Source organism: Bacillus sp. 7884-1 (assembly GCF_002272245.1).
Taxonomy (GTDB): domain Bacteria; phylum Bacillota; class Bacilli; order Bacillales; family Cytobacillaceae; genus Neobacillus.
Map to the genome: position 1 here is coordinate 1 of NZ_NPDD01000325.1, position 1,469 is coordinate 1,469.

1 protein-coding gene is annotated in these 1,469 nt (G+C 35.7%); it reads right to left on the bottom strand.

Going from position 1 to position 1,469, the window contains the following annotated elements; genetic code table 11:
- The coding region (locus CHI06_RS28925) for an IS1182 family transposase (RefSeq protein WP_095252068.1) at positions 1-1,339 on the bottom strand (1,339 nt) is incomplete at its 3' end.
- Positions 1,340-1,469: the final 130 nt, after the last annotated feature.

A 1,469-nucleotide genomic window follows, 5' to 3' on the forward strand; every position in this document is an offset into this window, starting at 1 on the left:
TCATTAGCTTACGGTTTTTTCCTTCTTGCGCCTTCGTACAGTTTACTCGAAGGGGACAATCCGTACATTCTTCACATTCATAAATTTTAAACGTACGCTTGAAACCTGCTTTATCTGTTCGATTCGAATGATATTGAAACCTCACTTGTTTTCCGTTTGGACAGGTATAGGCATCGTTTTCTTCATCATACAACCAATTGCTCGTTTTAAAAGGATCCTTTTTAGATTTCTTCTTTTGGTCATTTAAGTAGTGACCATATGTAATCAGTGGTGTACGTTTGCGCTTTGTTAGTATGTCATCATAATTTTGTTCGCTGCCATAACCGGCATCTGCGACGATATGTTCAGGCAATGAAAAATACTGTTCTTCAATTTGATCAAGAAATGGTGTAAGTGTTTTTGTATCCGTTGGATTAGAAAAAATACCGTAGGCAAGTGTGTATTGTCCTTCAGATGCTACTTGAAGATTATAACCAGGCTTTAATTGGCCGTTTTGCATATAATCATCTTTCATTCGCATGAATGTCGCATCGTGGTCTGTTTTTGAATAACTATTTCTTGTGCCAAATATCTCGAAGTTTTTTTGATATTTCTGCTTTCGTTCCATCCAATCATATATCTGTTTTACGATTTGTTTAGGTGTTTTGCGTTCGCTACGTAACTTTTTACGTTCATTGACATCACTTGAATTCTCGATTTTTTCCGTATATTCTTCGATGACTTCCTCTAGCTTTTCAGTGATTTTTGTTAGCTCTTCCATTGAAAGTTGTTCGTCGTTTTCTCGTGTCATTTCAGGAATGATTTGTTTCTCAAGCAGTTCATTGTAAAGCTGATTCGATTTTTCCACCAAATTCTTATTATATTTTTCAACGGACTTTTTCCATACAAAGGTGAATTTATTAGCGTTTGCTTCAATTTTTGTACCATCAATAAATATCGCTTCTTGATCAATTAGCTTTTCCTGCACAAGCTGACAGCGAAATTGAACAAAGCATTGACGAATCAATTCTTTCATTTCAGGATGTATACGGTAACGATTGATTGTACGGTAACTTGGCTCGTAGCCTTGGGCTAGCCACATCAAACGGATACTATCTTTCACCAGACCCTCAATTTTTCTACCCGAGAAAGCAGATTGTGTGTAACCACATAAAATAATTTTTAGCATCATGCGTGGATGATGGGCAGGACAACCGGTATGGCGTAGGAAGGAATCGAATACTCCAGCTGGAATACTCTCTACTAAATGGTGTATGGAGAAAGCAATATCATTTTCTTGTAATTTCACTTCTAAATCTAAAGGTAAAATCAGTTGATTCATGTTATAATCTTTAAACATAGGGACCCTTCTTTCAGATGAAATTTTGTGTGGTAACTTTATTTTATCAGAAGTGGTCCTTATTTTTATTCAATAAATAATCAAAGCCTGTGAAATTTTACTTCTCGTAAAATTTCACAGGCTTTTTAGG